The organism is Staphylococcus carnosus, from assembly GCF_900458435.1.
GTDB classification, from domain to species: domain Bacteria; phylum Bacillota; class Bacilli; order Staphylococcales; family Staphylococcaceae; genus Staphylococcus; species Staphylococcus carnosus.
Map to the genome: position 1 here is coordinate 1,946,499 of NZ_UHCT01000001.1, position 19,068 is coordinate 1,965,566.

19 protein-coding genes are annotated in these 19,068 nt (G+C 33.8%); 8 read left to right on the forward strand and 11 right to left on the reverse strand.

The window, feature by feature from the left end:
* Positions 1–69: 69 nt before the first annotated feature.
* Positions 70–1,155, forward strand: coding sequence for a lipoteichoic acid biosynthesis protein CozEa (cozEa, locus tag DYE31_RS09380; RefSeq protein WP_015899871.1), 1,086 nt, complete (start codon positions 70–72; stop codon positions 1,153–1,155).
* Between the two features lie 128 nt (positions 1,156–1,283).
* Here cozEa and DYE31_RS09385 read toward each other — a convergent pair whose 3' ends face one another.
* From DYE31_RS09385 to DYE31_RS09420, 8 genes are all read right to left on the reverse strand, one after another.
* Positions 1,284–2,522 carry an MFS transporter gene (locus DYE31_RS09385; RefSeq protein WP_015899870.1) on the reverse strand — a complete coding sequence of 413 codons (1,239 nt, stop codon included), beginning with the start codon at positions 2,520–2,522 and terminating at the stop codon, positions 1,284–1,286.
* A gap of 417 nt (positions 2,523–2,939) precedes the next feature.
* A complete protein-coding gene (gene fabI / locus DYE31_RS09390; RefSeq protein WP_015899869.1) occupies positions 2,940–3,710 on the reverse strand; it encodes an enoyl-ACP reductase FabI in 771 nt (256 codons plus the stop codon).
* 212 nt (positions 3,711–3,922) lie between these two features.
* Complete coding sequence (locus DYE31_RS09395) at positions 3,923–5,779, reverse strand: monovalent cation:proton antiporter family protein (RefSeq protein ID WP_015899868.1); 1,857 nt, start codon at positions 5,777–5,779, stop codon at positions 3,923–3,925.
* 10 nt (positions 5,780–5,789) lie between these two features.
* The gene (gene mgtE, locus DYE31_RS09400) at positions 5,790–7,148 is read right to left on the reverse strand and encodes a magnesium transporter (protein ID WP_103211889.1); all 1,359 of its coding nucleotides are present in this window, start codon (positions 7,146–7,148) and stop codon (positions 5,790–5,792) included.
* 44 nt (positions 7,149–7,192) lie between these two features.
* Positions 7,193–8,077, reverse strand: a complete 885-nt coding sequence (locus DYE31_RS09405) for an RluA family pseudouridine synthase (protein WP_015899866.1) — start codon at positions 8,075–8,077, stop codon at positions 7,193–7,195.
* A complete protein-coding gene (locus DYE31_RS09410; RefSeq protein WP_015899865.1) occupies positions 8,077–8,886 on the reverse strand; it encodes an NAD kinase in 810 nt (269 codons plus the stop codon). Before DYE31_RS09410 ends, DYE31_RS09405 begins: the two co-directional genes overlap by 1 nt.
* An 8-nt stretch (positions 8,887–8,894) precedes the next feature.
* Positions 8,895–9,530: a GTP pyrophosphokinase gene (locus DYE31_RS09415; protein WP_015899864.1), complete on the reverse strand. Its 636-nt coding sequence runs from the start codon at positions 9,528–9,530 to the stop codon at positions 8,895–8,897.
* Positions 9,531–9,546: 16 nt separating this feature from the next.
* Positions 9,547–9,894 (reverse strand): UPF0738 family protein, encoded by a 348-nt coding sequence (locus DYE31_RS09420; RefSeq protein ID WP_015899863.1) that lies wholly within the window; start codon positions 9,892–9,894, stop codon positions 9,547–9,549.
* A 152-nt stretch (positions 9,895–10,046) separates the two neighbouring features.
* Between DYE31_RS09420 and DYE31_RS09425 the strand changes: the two genes are divergently transcribed.
* From DYE31_RS09425 to DYE31_RS09450, 6 genes are all read left to right on the forward strand, one after another.
* Complete coding sequence (locus DYE31_RS09425) at positions 10,047–10,619, forward strand: CYTH domain-containing protein (protein WP_015899862.1); 573 nt, start codon at positions 10,047–10,049, stop codon at positions 10,617–10,619.
* 102 nt (positions 10,620–10,721) lie between these two features.
* Complete coding sequence (locus DYE31_RS09430) at positions 10,722–11,093, forward strand: truncated hemoglobin YjbI (RefSeq protein ID WP_015899861.1); 372 nt, start codon at positions 10,722–10,724, stop codon at positions 11,091–11,093.
* 15 nt (positions 11,094–11,108) lie between these two features.
* Positions 11,109–11,894, forward strand: a complete 786-nt coding sequence (yjbH, locus tag DYE31_RS09435) for a protease adaptor protein YjbH (RefSeq protein WP_015899860.1) — start codon at positions 11,109–11,111, stop codon at positions 11,892–11,894.
* 414 nt (positions 11,895–12,308) lie between these two features.
* A complete protein-coding gene (locus DYE31_RS09440) occupies positions 12,309–12,848 on the forward strand; it encodes a staphopain proregion domain-containing protein (protein WP_015899859.1) in 540 nt (179 codons plus the stop codon).
* Positions 12,849–12,889: 41 nt separating this feature from the next.
* Entirely contained in the window at positions 12,890–13,468 is a 579-nt protein-coding gene (locus tag DYE31_RS09445) for a C47 family peptidase (RefSeq protein ID WP_050731402.1), read from the forward strand.
* A 30-nt stretch (positions 13,469–13,498) separates the two neighbouring features.
* Complete coding sequence (locus DYE31_RS09450; RefSeq protein ID WP_015899857.1) at positions 13,499–13,828, forward strand: cysteine protease inhibitor staphostatin B; 330 nt, start codon at positions 13,499–13,501, stop codon at positions 13,826–13,828.
* Between the two features lie 324 nt (positions 13,829–14,152).
* Here the strand turns inward: DYE31_RS09450 and pepF are convergent, their stop codons facing one another.
* The 3 genes from pepF to spxA all read right to left on the reverse strand — a co-directional run bounded on the left by pepF (position 14,153) and on the right by spxA (position 17,669).
* Positions 14,153–15,961 (reverse strand): oligoendopeptidase F, encoded by a 1,809-nt coding sequence (gene pepF / locus DYE31_RS09455; RefSeq protein ID WP_015899856.1) that lies wholly within the window; start codon positions 15,959–15,961, stop codon positions 14,153–14,155.
* Between the two features lie 288 nt (positions 15,962–16,249).
* Entirely contained in the window at positions 16,250–16,966 is a 717-nt protein-coding gene (gene mecA, locus DYE31_RS09460; protein WP_015899855.1) for an adaptor protein MecA, read from the reverse strand.
* A 304-nt stretch (positions 16,967–17,270) separates the two neighbouring features.
* A complete protein-coding gene (spxA, locus tag DYE31_RS09465) occupies positions 17,271–17,669 on the reverse strand; it encodes a transcriptional regulator SpxA (protein WP_002481951.1) in 399 nt (132 codons plus the stop codon).
* A gap of 396 nt (positions 17,670–18,065) precedes the next feature.
* On the opposite strand from spxA, the gene trpS reads away from it, so the two are divergent.
* On the forward strand, positions 18,066–19,061 hold the full coding sequence (gene trpS / locus DYE31_RS09470; RefSeq protein WP_015899854.1) for a tryptophan--tRNA ligase: 996 nt from the start codon (positions 18,066–18,068) through the stop codon (positions 19,059–19,061).
* The last annotated feature ends 7 nt before the right edge of the window (positions 19,062–19,068 follow it).

The following is a 19,068-nucleotide window of genomic DNA, read 5'->3' on the forward strand; positions in this document are numbered from 1 at the left end:
ATTACTTTTTGAGCGTTATTAAATAGGATATACTAATATGTAAGTCTATTTCTTTAGGAGGAAATAATTATGCTTAACAAAGTATGGTTCAGGACAGGCATAATGCTTATCATTCTGTTCGTACTGATTAAGTTGATAATGGAAGTTCATGTTATTTTCAATCCAATTATCATTATAGTTAAATCAGTATTATTGCCATTTATTTTGAGCGGATTCTTATTTTATGTATTCCTGCCGCTTCAAAAGTTATTAGAAAAATATCGCGTTCCTCGTTGGGGAAGCATTACAATTATATTTGTAATCCTAATTGGTATCATAACAGCTGCTGTTACTGTAGTAGCTCCACTAATTATGAACCAAATCAACAACTTAATAAAACAAGCACCGCAATTACAACAAGAAACTCAAACGATGATTAAATATGCATTAGATCAAATGGATAAATTGCCTAATGATGTGACAGATCGTGTAAATAAAGTCGTTAAATCATTTGGAGATAACGTTACAAATGTCTTAACAAACTCTATTTCGATTGTATCTCAAATCATTTCAACGTTATTCTTATTGATTATGGTTCCGTTCTTCTTAATTTATATGTTGAAAGACCATGAAAAATTCATTCCATCCATTGCTAAATTGTTTAATGGAGATCGTAAAGTATTCGTAGTAAACTTGCTAAAAGATTTAAACCATACTTTGCAATCATATATTCAAGGACAAGTAACAGTTAGTTTTATCTTAGGTGTAATTCTTTATATCGGATATTCAATTATCGGATTAGATTATACATTATTACTTGTACTCTTTGCCGGTGTCGCTAATATGATTCCGTTCTTAGGACCTTGGATGTCCTTTGCACCTGCTGCAATTATCGGTATTATCCAAAGCCCTACGGCGTTCATATGGGTTTGTGTCGTTACACTTGTAGCACAACAATTAGAAGGTAACGTCATTACTCCTAACGTAATGGGTAAATCATTGAGCATTCACCCGCTTACAATCATCGTCGTCATTTTAGCTGCAGGTAATCTAGGTGGATTCGTATTAATTTTAGTTGCTGTTCCATTATATGCAGTGATTAAAACAATTGTACGTAACGTCTTTAAATATCGTCAGTCTATAATGATGAAAGCTCAAAGCGATGTAAAAGATTAATACCATTAAAACTTAAAAATTAACAACATAACAGGCGTGCATACTTGAACAAATAAGTATGCACGCCTGTTACTTCTACAATAAAGCGCTGTAATTATCTCTTTAAAAAGAAATTACAGCGCTTAATTTTATGCGTTTTCTAAATAGCGTTTCCCGCGCAACGGAATATGTTTCAATGATAAAAGCATCACGAGTGAAATCATATATAAACAAGCAAGGAAAATCATTGTACCTAACATACCTGAATGATCCATCAAGAAGCCAATCGCAATCGGCGATAATCCCCCTACTGCACGCCCAACATTGAAAATAACATTATTGGCCGTACTTCTGATATGTGTGGGATAAAAACTGCTGATAACAGCCCCATAACCCGCAAACATTCCATTAACGAAAAAGCCGACAAAGGCACCACCGATTAATAAAGCAATGGAACTTTGCGCAAAAACATAAAGAAATACAGAAGCCGCAGAGGCAATTAAGAAAATACTATATGATATTTTGGCTCCGAATTTATCAAGAATCTGTCCAAAGCACAACATACCAAGGCTCATACCAATAATTGTACTTATCGTCCATAAAGATGAGTTGGAGACACTTAATCCATGTTGCTTTTGCAAAATTGAAGGCAACCAGTTCATAAGACCGAAGTATCCTGCTACTTGTACACTAGACATTATTGTCAAAGCGATAGTTGTGTGTGCTTTATTCTTTGAATTAAACAAAAGCGTAATCGGTGAATTCTCTTTCTTTTCTAGCGTCTGTTTTGCTTTTGTACGTTTCCAAGCATCTGTTTCATCGAGATTTCGGCGAATATAGAAAGCTAAAATAACTGGAATCACACCGATTAAAAAGAGCGCACGCCATCCCCATAAAGGTAAAATTGCTGCAGCAAGCAATGCTGCTGTTAAAGCTCCCACTTGACCGCCAATCGCAACAACTGAAGATACTCTTCCTAACTTTTTCATCGCAAACACTTCGGCTACGAGTGCCATTCCAATTCCAAACTCTCCGCCGCCTCCCATTCCGGCAATGAAACGTAAAATATATACAATATAAATGTTATGCGCTATTGAAAGCAATGCAGTAGCAATCGCAAATAAGAATATCGTATATGTAAAAATACGAATACGTCCATATTTATCAGCAAGCACTCCGAAAATCACGCCGCCAAAAAGCATACCAAAATTAGTAATTGATGATATAAGCCCCGCTTCTGCAGACGTAATATGAAATTCATTAATAATACTTGATAATGCAAATGCTAAAAACATCACGTCCATGTTCTCAAGACCGAATCCAAGCATAGAAGATGTAAGTATCTTATTAGAATATGACTTGTCTTGCTGATTAATCTTTTTTACCATGATAGTCACCCATTTCAATAATATGTATTATTAAATTTTCTCTGTTACATATCATACACTTTTAAAAACCTATTGGATAGATGTTTTTATACAAAAAACTCTGTAACCCAAAATAGGTACAGAGTAATAGATACATATTTATTATTTAAGCTCTCTCTAATAGGACTGGCTGCTCAAATTATAGAGGTTAAGCAACTTTTAGCTGCTTAACCTTTTTTATACTCTTTTTCTTCAATCATAGTGTCGAATTCTATATTTTTTAATTTCCAGTGTAGTTGATATAAAATGATTCATAGGCGCAACTTATCTCCTTTAATTTTGGTGTGGTTACTTTAAATTATAGAGATAATTGCGCTATTTTTATATCAAAAAATCGGACGAGTGATTTTCTCACCAGTCCGATTTAGTATAGAACTATTATTTAATAGCATGGAAACCAGCGTCAACATGAATATTTTCGCCTGTTACACCACTTGATAAATCACTTAATAAGTAAGCAGCTGTTTTACCGACTTCTTCTTGGTCGACATTACGTTTTAATGGTGCACGTTCTTCGACTTCTCTTAAAATCACATTTAAGTCGCCTACACCTTTCGCACTTACCGTACGGATTGGCCCAGCAGAAATAGAATTTACGCGAATGTTTTCTCCGCCTAAATCTAATGCTAAGTAACGTACATTCGCTTCTAAACTTGCTTTTGCAACGCCCATTACATTGTAATTAGGGATTGCTAATTCGCCGCCAAGGTAAGTTGTTGCTACAATACTTCCGCCTTCTGGCATTAATTTCTTCGCTTCACGCGCAACAATTGTTAAAGAATAAGAACTGATATCTTGTGCAAGCAAGAAACCTTCACGTGATGTATCTGAGAAACGGCCGCGTAAATCTTCTACATTAGAAAATGCGATTGAGTGATAAACACCGTCAATATTTCCTAAGTCTTCACCAATTTGTTTAAAGCCATTGATGACATCCTCATCACTTTGAACATCAATTTGGTACATGTGCTGTTGTTCTTGATTTAATTGATCGTACAATTTTTCTAATTGTTTTTTACTGCGTTCTTTACGATATGTAAATACAAGTTTCGCTCCTAATTGATCTAATACTTTAGCAACACCAAAACCAATACTGCGTTTGTTTGCTACTCCCATAATGACATAAGTTTTACCTTCTAAACTGAACATGAAAACGCTCCTTCATTTCATTATTATTTTCATTCACGATTATAGATATTATAACATTTTTAAACAGTTTACACTGCTTAAAGCTATTCTAGTTATTGGCAATAGAAGTATTTTATCACTTCTAACATATATAGCACAACTCTTAAATAAAACGAAGAAACCCTCCGTATACTTTTCAATATACCGAAGGATTTCTAAAATCTTTATAACTATTATGAATTAAATGCATAATATTCGAGGTCTCGTTTTAATTCGTCTACATATTCTTTTGAACCTGTAACAATCAAACGGTCACCATAACGAAGCGTTGTATCACCATGCGGTACAATTGATTCATTATCACGTACAATTCGAACAAAGATAATATCACCATCGAATGGGAAATTACGTAATTGGATATGATCGAATTTATAGTTAAGCATTTGAATTTCGTAAAGTGATGTTTCAACGTTACTTAATAAGTTCAACATGTTCGGTGTTTCAATTAAACCTGTAAGTAAAATTTTATTACTTAAGAAACTGCTGAAGATTTCGATGCCCTCTTCACGCAAGTTAGATTCTCTTTCTCCTCCTGCTTCAAAACGACAAATCACACGATTGACACCATGTTCTTTTGCCATCGTAGCCACATTGAAGTTAATATCATCATCGTTCGTTGAACATACAACAATATCACTATCGAAAAGCCCTAATTTATCTAGCATTGCTTCATCATAATCCGCAATTTCTACAGTTGTAATGTCATTAGATAGATTACGTTGATCACTTAAATCTTTACGATAATACAATGTAATGGCGTATAAATCAGACATCAAGTTCTGAGCGATTGGAATTGTCAATTGGTTTTTACCAATCAAACTTACATTAATACGTCGCGTTGCTTCTTCTGGCATTGGGAATGTTTTCTTAAATACCATTGGGACAAAGACACATGTAATAACGGCACTTAAAATCAAAATACCTGAAATCTCTGGCGTAATCGTTTTTAATTGTTCAGCAATTTTTGCAGCTGCGATAACCAAAGATAGCGTAGATGTTAATAAAAATGCTGAAGATATCGTTGTCTTTTGATCAAACCAAGGACGTATTGCAAAAACAGGTATAATTTTTGAAATCAAGAATGCTACGATTAAAATTGGAATGATAATCAAAATAGACGGTTCTTTTATTAAAGAAGGAATATTTAAGTCTACACCTACCATAATGAAAAAGATTGGAATAAAGAATCCATATCCAAAAGAATCTAGTTTCTCTACCATATCCTCATTCGGTCCTAGTAAGGATACAATGACCCCGGCTAAAAATGCGCCTAAAATATTTTCAGCGCCTACTCCTTCTGCAAGTGCAACGAGTAAAATAATCAACGCAAAACAAGCACGAACACCAATTTGCGTTGTTCCATCATTTAATTTTTGTAAAAATTGTGCTTTCTTAAACACACCGCCTAAGAAATAAAAGATGACTGTGAAAATGACTAAAACGCCGATCAACCATAATGTTGCACCGCCCTTGCCATTTAAAGCACCATATACAGTTAAAAGAATCATCGTGAATAAATCAGCTAAGACTGCAGTCAATAAGATAAATTGACCGATTCTCGTGCGCATAATATTCATTTCTTTTAACGTTGGTACTACGACACCTAAAGAAATCGTTGAGATGATAATGACCATTAAGAGTACATCATCAATTAAACCAAACCATTTAAATAAATAAGCCAAGATTACAGAAACAACCATAATAAGTCCGAATACAAGTAAAGCTAATTGTAAATGACTTGGTTGCTTTTTCTTATTTTTAGATTTCTTTGTGTTTTGTGTAGGCTGGCTTTTAAAAGCGCTGAAATCTATTTCTAATCCACTAAGGAACATTAAGAAAATAAAACCTAACGTGGAAAGGATGTTTAAAACGTTATCTCTTTCTACCAAGTGAAAACCTGATTGACCAATAACAAGTCCCATAAGTATTTCAGCTACCACTACTGGCAAAAAGTTAATGTTAAGTCTGTTGACAATGATCGGGGTTAAAAAGGCCGCCATGACAACAATTACGAGTGATACAAACTCCATGCGTCCCTCCTTATATGAGATATGACATAAATGTTGTTGCTAAACCGAAATAAATTAACATACTGACAATATCATTTATTGTAGTAATAAACGGACCACTAGCTACTGCCGGATCAATTTTTAATTTATTCATTATCAGAGGAATAATTGAGCCCATAATCGTACCTACTGTCATGGCAATTGTCAAGCTTCCAGCGACAATAAGACCGAGGAGCGGTGTGCGGTAAAGTATCATAATAATAGTAAATAAAACGATAGCACATACTAATCCAGATAAGAAACCTGCACCAGCTTCACGCAATGTAATTTTAAATTTACTCTGATTCTCTACTTCACCTGTTGTAATGTTACGTACTGAAACGGCAAGTGACTGCGTTCCAGAATTTCCGGACATCCCACTGATAATTGGAATAAATGCTGCAAGTAATGCTACTTTCTCTAATGTATCTTCAAATGAGCCTAAAATGGTTGCAGTTATCATACCTAAAAACGTCAATATGAGCAACCAAGGCAGACGTTTAGATGCAGTTTTAACAATAGAATCATCTGTTGAATCGATATCAGATACACCGGCTAAACCAGAGTAGTCTTCTAATGCCTCTTCATCCATAACATCTAAGATATCATCAATTGTGATAATACCCAGTAAGTGGTCTTGATAATCCACTACAGGCAATGCAATAAAATCATAATCTCGCATCGTTTGTGCGACATCTTCTTGGTCATCAGCCACATTTACACTGACAACACGCTCGCTCATAATATCTTCGATATAATCATCATTTTCAGCAACGATTAAATCCCGCAGTGAAAGTACGCCGACTAGTTGCTTATCGTCATTTACTGCAAAGATAACATAAATCGTCTCTGCTTCAGGTGCTTGTTCTTTTACTAACAGCAGCCCTTCTTTGACCGGTGTCGTTGTTTTCAACGAAATATATTCCGTTGTCATAATACCGCCGGCAGTATCTTCTTCATAATGCATTAAAGCTTTAATTTCTTTAGCATCATCTTTATCCATTATTGCAAGTAAAGTTGCAATTTTACGTTTAGATAAATGGTTCATTATATCTACTGCGTTATCGTATGACATATCTTCTAAGATGTTTGCAGCATAATTTACTTTCATTTGGTCAAAAATTTCTTCATATTCATCATCGTCTATTTCTAATTGATCGAAGAAATCTGCCACTTCTTTCGGAGACAGTAAATGATACATTTTTTGATGAATTTCATTATCGCTGTCTTCGAAATATTCACTTTGTTCATAAGTATGCATAGATAAAAATTCTTCACGGAATTTATCAATATCATTATTCAACAAAAGGTTATCTAAAAGCTCTTTATTATATACTTCTTTTTCATCCATGAATTTTTTATCGTCTTTTGCCAATTCATTGTCCTCCTCACTTCTCAATTTGCTTTACAAAGTTGTTGGAAAAGATTATCTAATTCTATCCTTTTCGCATCATCTCTTAACTCAATTTGTTCGTGAGTAATTGGATGCTTGAAACTTAAATAACAACACGCTAACGCTTGACCAGTCACAAAAGTATGTAACCCGCCATATAAACCATCTCCTACAATAGGATGATTGATATATTGGAAATGAACGCGTATTTGGTGTGTTCTTCCTGTATGCAGACGTACTTCACATAATGTATATTGCTCCGAAGCATTGATGGGCTGGTAACTTGTTGCTGCATACTTTCCAGCTTGATCTACTTTCCGCTCAATGATACTGTCTCCAGCTCTCATTATAGGGGCAACTATCTTACTAGTATTTTCTAATTTTCCATTACAAATACAATGATAAACTTTCTTCATTTCAGTTGAAGACATCCTATGATGAAGGTGTCCATGTTTCGCAAACAAAACAATACCGCTTGTATCACGATCTAAGCGTGTAACAATATGAGGTATGGACTGATAATTCCCATCAGCAGCTTGGTCTTTCAAATATCCGATGACTTGTTCAATCAAACTGCCATGCGGGTGTTCACGAGAGGGTGCACAATTCTGCTTTTTGCCTTTTGAGACAGCTATAAAATATTGATCTTCAAAAAGAACATCAATCGGTTGATAATCAGGCACTAGATTCTCACTAGCTTGTTCATCTGGCAATTTCACCACTAAAACATCTCCAATTTCCAATGTTTTTCTAACCGTGACGGGTACTTCATTCACAATTAAAGCACCATCACGTTTAATGGCACTTATCATTTTCTTGGAATATTGGTTTTGTTGTAAAAAGTTTTTTAATACTATAGGCGATAATATTTTATATCTAAATTCCATTAGTCATCGCGTCCGTCAGATATGAACGAATCGTGTACACGTTTCCAGAACGGAAATGGTCTAAAACGTGCAAAACGAATTTCTTCTTCAGATACTTTATATTCAATACTCTTCACGTTATGATGCTTTGTTGTAACGTGATCGATTGAAGTCATAATTGTTCTTTGGTCTACAGGTGTAATTAAGCAATAATGGTGTGCTGGCAGCACTAATGGTGATCCTACTGTACGGAATACACGGTTATTGATAGATGCAATTTCTGTTAATTGAATTGCACGCAATGATGGATGAATCAAAGCACCGCCAAGTGCTTTATTATAAGCAGTAGATCCTGAAGGTGTCGAGATACATAAGCCGTCACCTCTGAAACGTTCGAAATGCTGCCCTCTCAAACTGACATCTGCAACTAATGTAGTATTATCCTCAGTTTTCATTGTTGCTTCATTTAGTGCAATATGATGTGATGGGTTCTTCTCATCATTGTAATTAACTGTGATGTCTATTAAAGGATATTTAATCACTTCGTAGTCACCATCAATAATTTCTCTAATCAATTTATCTGATTCATGCGGCAGCCAATCAGCATAGAAACCTAAATGTCCCGTATGCACGCCTACAAATGCTGTTTCTGATAATCTATAGCTGTATTTATGAAAAGCTTCTAAAAGCGTCCCGTCCCCACCGACTGAAATGACAATTTCAGGCGTTTCGGTATCTTTTATCATCTTTGTATCTTGCATTTGTGCTTCCATATTTTCTTTGATGCTGTTAGATTTATGATCTCCCTTTGACACAATATTATATCGCATGCTGCACCTCACTCTTGATTATGTTTTTTTGCCCTTTTTTTCGAATAGTATCGTTGCGCTTCTTGGATTTCATCTTTAATTTCAGACATTTCTTCATCTAATGAAAAGGCGGCTTCAGCTGCATTTTCTAAACGCTTTTGAATTTCCGGCGGATAATCACCATCATATTTATAACGTAAAGTGTGCTCAATTGTAGCCCAGAAATTCATCGCTAATGTGCGGATTTGAATTTCAGCTAAGATTTTACTTTGTCCCTCTAATGTTTCAATCGGATATTCAATAATAACATGATATGAACGATAACCGCTCTCTTTTGTATTATTAATGTAATCTCTTTCTTCTACCACTTTAAAATCTTTTCGTTGACGCAATAAATTTACGACAATTTCTATGTCATCAACAAATTGGCACATGATACGCAATCCTGCAATATCGTACATTTCTTCGTGCAGACGATCAAACGGAATTTCTCGTTCTGTAGCCTTTTCAATAATACTAGTTAAAGGTTTAACGCGACCAGTCACAAACTCAATTGGTGATGCATCTTGCTCTAAATCGTATATTTTGCGTAAACCTTTCAATTTTATCTTTAATTCATCAACTGCTTGTCTATAAGGGGTTAAAAATCGGTCCCATTGATTCATAGTGATTCACTCCGCTTCACTCCAACTCAAATGCTTCTTCAACTTCTGCTACAAAGTCTTTACCATAATTTGAGTTGCCTTTAATATTGCTTAAAATGTAGTCTAATTCTTGATCAAACTCTTCTAATTTTAAATCATCATTGATATATATTGTTTTACCCTTATTTTCATGAAGCATCGACCACGTTTCTTTCACAAAGATAAGATACGAATAGGATTGACCGTCATCTAATATATAGGCAAATCCATAATTATCGCTATCTACCAGCATTTGTCCTGCCTCTTTTAAGCCTTCTGTAGATTTATCAGTATAGCAATAAATGCCATCGTCTTTCACCTTGATTTCATTCACATAAATTCGCATACCTTCGTTCCTCCTTGTGTTATTCTCCATTATTTTAACATATGTACAGATTCCATTACATAACCTAAACCATTCCTATACTATTAAAGAATTTGAATTACTTTCAATCAATTAAAAAATCATCCATAATAGATAGACAAAGAGGTGAAAATATGGCGATTAATCAAGAAATTGAATACAAACAACTCTTATCTGAAGACCAATATAATGAAATCAAAAAAGCCTTTTTCAGTGGGCAAAAACCTTTCACACAAACTAATTTTTATATCGATACGCCTAATTTTGAATTAGCAGAACAATTAATGGCCTTGCGTATTCGTCAAATTGATAATAATTATGAAATGACACTAAAAGTTCCTGCCAAAGTGGGTCTGACTGAATACAACCATGAAACTGAAATTGTGCCAGAAGAAGGACTACATATTCAGCCTGAACAGCTACCTGATGATATTTATTCAGTATTGCAAAAAAACAATATCAATTTTAAGCAACTCGATATACTAGGTTCCCTCACGACGCATCGTATCGAAACTAAAATTAAAGAAGGATTACTAGTTTTAGACCACAGCGAATATTTAGACACAGAAGATTATGAATTGGAATTCGAAGTTGAAAATCCTGAAATCGGTTTGAAAAAGTTCCAAGAGATTTTAAAAGAATTCAATATAAAATCTGAAATTCCAAAAAATAAAGTTGCACGATTTTTCGAAGCTAAAAGTAAATAAATTCACATATAATGTATAACTCTCTACATCAAAAGTCGTATTACTTTAAAATGTAAAAATTCATGTTATATTAGATATATATTTAAGAAACAGGGTGATGTTATGGCTCCAAAACCATATGAAGTCATAGGTAAAGAGAGATTATATAGTATGATAGATTACTTTTATTCGCTTGTTGAAAAAGACGAAAGAATAAATTATCTATTTCCTGGAGATTTTGCTGAAACCAGTCGCAAACAAAAACAATTTTTAACACAATTTCTAGGCGGACCAGCACTATATACTGAAGAACATGGCCACCCTATGTTAAAAATGCGGCATATGGAATTTAGAATTACGCCGTTTGAAAGAGATGCTTGGTTAGACAATATGAATAAAGCGATTCAACATGCAGAACTGCCTGCAGGTGTTGGTGAATACCTATATGAAAGATTGCGTATAACCGCACATCATATGGTTAATTCTGAAAATTAATTGTAGGTGAATTAGATGTCTGAAGAATTGAAATTAATATGTAACAATAGACAAGATGAAACCAATCTTTCACCTGTGAGTAAAATTGAAATTTATTCTTTCTTCGATCCTTTTGATGAAGATTGCTTCAAACTTTCAGCAATCTTGTCAAAATTAAGAGTTGAATATAAACAATATATCCGTATTCGTCATATTTTAAACCCATCATTGAGAATTTTGACGAAATGTCAAGCACAAAGCAGCTCTGAAAACGATAATATCGCGTTAGCATACAAAGCAGCAGAGTTACAAGGTCGCTCTCGCGCTGAGCGTTTCATCCATTTGATGCAGAATGAAATTATTCCTAAACGAGATATTATTACAGAACAAATGATAAAAGATGCTGCTAAAAATGCAGGTTTAGATTATGAAGTTTTCAAGGAAGACTTAAAGAGCGGAAAACTTAAAGAGAGCTTGAAAGTTGATTTGCACATTGCTCGTGAAATGGAAATAGATCAAGCACCTTCCCTTGTTTTCTTCAATGAAGATGTTACTGAAGAAGGGTTGAAAGTTGAAGGTTTATATCCTTATCATATTTATACTTATATTATTAATGAATTGATGGGTACACCTATTGAAAAAGAATTACCGCCTAAACTTGAGACTTATATAAAAGAACAACAATTTGTTACATTTGAAGAATTATTAACGATATATGAATGGCCAGAAAAGATGTTGCTGAAAGAGTTGAAGAAATTAGCTCTGCAACAAAAAATAGAAAAACTCAGCAATCCTGAAGGCGACTTCTGGAAAGCGAAATAAATCATTTACTTAAGCACTTGCACATTCAGTAGCTTAACCAAAAAGTACAACTTTTGGTTAAGCTATTTTTTAGGCAAGTGTTTTTTTCTATCCAATACATGTATTGGATTGCATTTAACATATACATTTCCCCTATAATCTCAAAACCTCTTTAAATTTATATAACTTACAATACATTTTACAACCATATTTATTCGTACTCCACTAAGGCCTCCGCTACTATTATCTCTGCTACCCAATTGCTCGTAATTAAATTTTTATTTTTAATTTATCAATTTATCTTATGCTAAATAATTTGTTTATACTTTAATTCTATCACACGAAAACAAATGTTTTATATAACAAATTATATGTTATATTCGAATTGAGATATTTTGCATTATTAATTATTAAAAAATGATTGGAGGAATTATTTTGAATAACACCAAGTCTCTTTTAAAAAGCTTTACTATTATTTTGTTCTCATTGATTATGGCACTAAGCGGACTACTCTCTTTCTCAACATCAAGCCAAGCACAAGCAGTACACAAAGCACCTTTAAAAGTAAAAGTCAGCAACACTGAAGTTCCTGCGAAAGCTGAACAACAAGCTGAAACTCAATTCTCCAGCTACGCGCAAGCTTTGTCTCAAATCGACAAATCAGGTACAAATGGAGAATATCAATTAGGTAAGCCTTTTAAAATTTATAAATTTAATGGACAAGAAGACGGCAACTATTACTTCCCTGTATTACAAGGCGAACATATTAAATATGTATTGACTGTTACTCCTAAAAATGAAAATGATGTCAACGCCAATAAAAATAGTGCAAATTACAGTGTGCGTATTTCTAAATTTATCGCAGATTCATTAAATCAATATCGCCAAGCAAATACACCAATCACTATATATACAAATAAAGATGGTTACTTTGCAGAGCATAATCATAAGATTGAAATGATCAAACAAAATTAGCAGATGATAAAACTGCTCCAAGCACACCAGCTGCCCCTAAAATGCAAATGAACAAGACAGTGGACGCTTCACAACCAATTTCTCAACAAAGAAGTGTTGCTACAAAATATGTCAACACATTACCTCACTTCCAAATCCGTGAAACTCAAGGCAATAATGGTTGGTGTGCAGGATTCACTATGGCTGCATTATTAAATGCTACTAAAAATACAAGCCAATACAGAGCACAAGATATTATGAGAACGATTCACCCTGGTTTATCAGGACAGCGATTCCAGTTTACAGGTTTAACACCTGATGAAATGATTCAATATGGTCGTTCACAAGGAAAAAACCCAACTTATTATAACAGTATGCCAAGTTATGATATGGTAGACCAATATACATCAGATAATAAGGGTATAGCTATACTAAGTGAAAGAGTAGAATCTACTAACGGACTACATGGACGTCATGCTATGGCCGTGGTAGGAAATGCTGTACTCGCAAATAATCAAAAAGTAATTGTATTTTGGAACCCATGGGATAGTGACGTATCATTACAACCAGTAGATAGTAACATTATTCCAGTTTCAGACGGTTCTCACTTTAGATGGTTTGCTTCTATCCCTGGTTACTAAACTGGTTACTGAAAAGGAATGACTTGTAATATGGATAAAATAAACATTAATGTGAAATATCTCGAATCTTTATCAAAAGCAGAAGAAGAATTATTGAATCACTTTAAAGGCGAATGGATCAGCCAAGATGATTCGTTATCAGTTAATATACGAATACTTTTTGCGGAACCTAGCGACTTAGAAGATATATATGATATCAAAACAATAAGTACTACGGATAACGAATTAACTTTGTCACAAACTTCAACTCAAGATTTTGTAGTTTGTTTAAAGAAGAAGGATTTACAACATATCAGTTATGAAGTTATGGATATTGAAGGTATCGGAAGTTCTAAGCCTTATTTATTAGAAAAAGGATAACCCCCACTTTTTTCTAATACTAAAAGCCTCTCTCACCTATACAATAAAGTTAAAATACCGGCAGGAGCATGAATTCAATTCATGCACTGCCGGTATTATTTTATATCAATTAAAAAATTCCAATAAAAAAAACGCCGTGTATTCAGACACGGCGCTAAACAAAGGGGATGGGAGAAATTTTTCACTTCAAACAAAGGGGTATGTTTGTTATGTGATTAATTTCATGGTCATAATATACCATGCAGAAATCCCCTTTTCAAGACGGTTGTATTATGAAAACGTTTTTGTCACAAACTTGTCATATTATAAACGATTTCACAATGTTTAAGCTTTGATTAGCTTTTCAAATTCGTCTAATTTTCTTTCAAAAGTTTGGCATGCTTGTTCAATCGGTTCAGGTGATTTCATATCCACACCCGCATTTTTAAGAATTTCAATTGGGTAATTTGAGCTGCCTTTTTTCAAGAATTCATTAATATAACGTTTAACTGCAGGTTCTCCTTCGTTTAAGATTTGATAACTTAAACTTTGTGCTGCACTATAACCTGTAGCATATTGATATACATAATAATTCATATAGAAGTGAGGGATTCGAGACCACTCTTTACTGATATCTTCATCAGTATCTACAATATCGCCAAAGTATTCACGATTAAGTTTCGCATATTCTTCATTCATTCTATTAGCAGTCAATGGTTCCCCTGCTTCTTCGATTTGATGAATTTTATGTTCGAATTCTGCAAACATTGTTTGACGGAATAAAGTTGCGCGGAAACGCTCTAATTCTTGATTTAATAATAATAAACGACGTTCGTCATCTAAATGTTTTTCCATATAGTCACTTAATAATGCTTCGTTTGTAGTAGAAGCAACTTCTGCTACGAAGATAGAATAATCACTGTGATTAGATGGTTGATTTTTTCTGCTGAAATAACTATGTGCAGAATGACCGAATTCATGAATTAATGTGAATAAATCAGATACAGTGTCTGACCAATTTAATAAGATAAATGGATTAGTTAAGTGTGCACCTGAAGAATAACCACCTGAACGTTTACCTTTATTTTCGTAAACATCTACCCAGCGATTGTTTAAGCCTTCTTTAACCACTTCTAAGTATTCATCGCCCATTGGTTCTAACGCTTTTAACATCCAATCTACCGCTTCATCATAAGGCATTTCAAATTTAATATCTTTTACTAGCGGTGTATATAAGTCATACATTTTCATATCATCTAAACCTAATACTTCTTTACGTAAAGCAGTATAGCGATGAAGTAAAGGAAGATATTTATGAACTGTTTTAACTAAGTTATCATATACTTCTTCTGGAATATGGTTGTTGCTTAACGCTTGTTCACGTGCAGTTTTATAATTGTGTGTACGTGCATTGAATACATGTTTTTTCACTTCGCCTGTTAACGTAGCAGCTAAAGTATTATTGTATGCACCGTATGCTTTATATAGATTACGGAATGCAGAACGGCGTAATTCACGATCATCAGATTCAAGATATTTAATAAATGTACCTTGAGTAAGCGGATGTTTATTTCCATCTTTATCTACTGCATCTTCAAATTCTAAATCTGCATTGCTGAACATACCATACACATTACTTGGTGTAGACAATGCATCTTGTGCTTCTGTTAATAATTTTTCTTTATCCGCACTTAAAATATGTGGACGTTGTTCATTGATTAATTTCAAATCAAATGCATAACGTTCTAAATCTTTATTTTCATCAATGAATGATTGGATTTTATCTTCATCGATTTGTAGAATTTCTGGCACAAGGAAACTCCAGCTAGAACTTAATTTAATTGCTAATTGATGAGCACGTGCTTCATATCCTGTATATTTATCATTGCCTGTATCTTGGTCTTGTTTAAGATGAGCATATACATAAACTTTCTCTAGCTCTGTTTCAATCTTATCTTCTAATGCAAGTGCATCATATAATGTTTCTGCATTATCAGCTAAATGGCCTTTATATTTTTCTTCAGCTCCTAAGTAGCTTTCAACATCTTTGAAAGCTTTCTCGAACGCTTCATCACTCTCAAAAATAGTTGTTAAATCCCAAGTGTACTCAGGATATTTTTGTTCTTGTTGTTCTCTTGTCAATTGTTGACTCATACTAAAAAAAGCCTCCTTGAATGATTAAAAATAGTAATAACTTAATTTTCTCATTTATCCCGCTAATTTGCACGTCATTACAACTACACCTATCTCATTTATTAGAATTTACTGATATCTTTAATTAATCGTCGCTGTTAAAAATAGAACAATAGTCAAAAGCACCTTAAACTTTCAATTCATATCTGAAATTTATTTTATTTATAACTAAAAAGCCCCTAAAACCGAATTTTTAACACTCGATTTTAGGGGCTCAATATATAATAGAACGATTTTATCTATATCAAATTAAATTTCTTCAGTATCAGTAAAGAAACGACGAACTTGAGCTGTAACATTGTGGCTCATAATGATTTTAGCGTAATCATTCAAGTACATTTCTGATCTGTCGCTTGGTTGTGTAAATTCAAGTAATTGACTATAGAAGTCGTTAATTACTTCTTCACCTACGTTATCATCAAAATGAATAGCGTAGTAGTATTCATTGTTCAACATATATAATAAATCTTCAAAGTCATCAGTAGGTTGGTTGCTATGATGTGCATAATCAATTACTGACTCTAAATCTTCAAATTTCACGATTACTAAACGTCCATTTGTATGACGTGCACGTTTAGAATGATCAGAAGCATGTGATCTTCTTTGTTGTTGATTACCTTGTACGCTTTCTTCATTTTCATCTTCAAACGATTGTTCTAGTAATTCATTTAATTGTCGGTCGAATTCGTTATTCATATTGTCATCAGCCATATTCATCATTTCTTCATTTTTTGATTTAGAAATGACAACTTCCACGCCTTTTTCAAAAGCATGAACTTGAATCCATAATGGTCCTTCAACTACAAAGTCTTCTTCTTCGTTGATTTCTTCCATCATTGACCAGAAGAATTCTTCGCCACGTTGACGGTTTGTCCATAAATCTTCTCTTTTGAAGCCTCTTGATTCAATATCACCATACGTTATGAAAAGTTTAACTGTTGTGTCATCTACGCGCTCTATTCTCATATCATCTCACTCCTTACAGTCGATGAATAGCAAAACTAGACTTTAGACAAACTTCCTAGAGTCTAGGTATGGTCTACTTTTTCGACAACCTAGAATAGTACCCATATTGTATTAAAACGGTATGCAAATTACAATTTATTTGTTTATAAGTTTGTTAAGTGAAGAGTGACGTACCGTTGACTTATTATACTAACATATTACCCTGTAATACTCTATGAAAACGGTTTGCATTTCAAAATCATAAAAAGCCACAGCACAACTGTACTGCAGCTCCTTACATGGTAATTCAGTTAGAACGTGATTCTTATAAGTCGACCATTCGTTGTGCTTCTTGTAATTGGAACGTACGCACTTTTCTTGGTAAGAAACGACGAATTTCGTCTTCATTATAACCAACTTGCAAACGTTTTTCGTCTAAGATAATTGGACGACGTAATAATCCTGGATTATCTTGGATGATTGTGTATAATTCTTGCAATGGTAAAGAGTCGATATCGACGTTTAATTTTTGATATGTTTTAGAACGAGTTGAGATAATCTCATCTGTTCCGTCTTCTGTCATTTTTAAAATTTGTTTAATTTCATCAATTGTTAAATGTTCTGAAAAAATGTTACGCTCCGTATACGGAATGTCATGTTCTTGTAACCATGCTTTCGCTTTACGGCAAGATGTGCAGCTTGGTGATGTGAATAGTGTTACCATACATCTCACTCTCCTATTATCATGAATTAAATTCATTGATTTTAAATGAATTGGTTAAGGAAATTATTCTAAATTCAAACGCAGTGCTTGTTTATGTTAAGTTAAGTATACTTATCATTTACCTTGGCTATACGCTACAAATTTCTCTTTCTCTTAACTCTATATCTGAATTATACCCACTCTACATTAAAATTAAATGAGAATCGGAAAATTATTTATAGAAAATTTCAAACACATCGACTATTTGATTAATTAGTTCATAGTCTACTTTAAAATCTAAGCAGTATGACATGTAAAAAACTGTCTATGTATATATTTTAACACACCTTACAAACAATGAAAATACTGGTATAATGAAATAAATATTATAATCTACATAGAAAGCGGGCATCAAAAATGGAAACTCTATTTTCAGGAATCCAACCAAGCGGAATTCCGACTTTAGGAAACTACATCGGTGCATTAAAACAATTCAGCGAAGTCCAAGATGACTATAATTGTTTCTTCTGCATCGTAGACCAACATGCGATTACAGTCCCTCAAGATAGACTTAAATTGCGCGAACGTACGCGTCAATTAGCAGCAATTTATTTAGCTTCAGGTATTGATCCGGAGAAATCAACATTATTCATTCAATCTGAAGTTCCTGCACATGTTCAAGCAGGCTGGATGCTAACAACAATTTCTTCTGTTGGTGAATTAGAAAGAATGACGCAATTCAAAGACAAGTCTCAAAAACAAACAGAAGGTATTCCGGCTGGGTTGTTGACTTATCCACCATTAATGGCAGCAGATATTGTGTTATACAATACTAATATTGTTCCTGTCGGCGAAGACCAAAAACAGCATCTAGAATTGACACGTAACTTAGTGGATCGTTTCAATAGTCGCTATAATGATATTTTAATTAAGCCAGAAGTACGCATGCCGAAAATCGGCGGACGTGTTATGAGCTTGCAAGATCCAACTAAAAAGATGAGTAAAAGTGATGATAATGCTAAAAACTTCATTTCTTTATTAGATAATCCAAACACAGCAGCTAAAAAAATCAGAAGTGCTGTAACAGACTCAGATGGCATTATTAAATATGATAAAGATAATAAACCAGGCATCAGTAATTTATTAAGTATTTACTCTAGTCTTACAGACGAATCTATTGCTGATTTAGAAGTACGTTATGAGGGCGAAGGCTACGGTAAATTTAAAGGTGATTTAGCTGAAGTTGTTAAGCAATTCCTTACTGATTTCCAAGAACGTTATGAAAGCTATTATCATTCTGAAAAATTAGATGACATCTTAGATCTTGGACGTGACAAAGCTATCAAAGCTTCTGCACGTACTTTAGAAAAGATGGAACGTGCTATGGGATTAGGACGTAAACGCAGAAAATAACATATTA